The following is a 280-nucleotide window of genomic DNA, read 5'->3' as shown; positions in this document are numbered from 1 at the left end:
TTGGGCTTACGGCGTGGGAGCTTTTCACTCCCATTATCGCTACTCATGTCAGCATTCGCACTTCTGATACCTCCAGCATCCTTTACAAGACACCTTCGCAGGCTTACAGAACGCTCTCCTACCATATGGATTAAGGTACAAGTACCGAAAAACATATCCGCAGCTTCGGTGACTGGCTTAGCCCCGTTACATCTTCCGCGCAGGACGACTCGATCAGTGAGCTATTACGCTTTCTTTAAATGATGGCTGCTTCTAAGCCAACATCCTGACTGTTTTAGCC

At 48.6% G+C, this 280-nt stretch carries 1 rRNA gene; it reads right to left on the bottom strand.

What is annotated here, in order from left to right:
* Positions 1 to 280, bottom strand: a 23S ribosomal RNA gene (locus F1609_RS33965); the annotation flags it as partial.

This window comes from Massilia aquatica (genome assembly GCF_011682045.1).
GTDB lineage: Bacteria > Pseudomonadota > Gammaproteobacteria > Burkholderiales > Burkholderiaceae_D > Telluria_A > Telluria_A aquatica.
The sequence above is the reverse complement of the archived record's forward strand: the minus strand, read 5'-3'. Positions and strand labels throughout refer to the sequence as shown.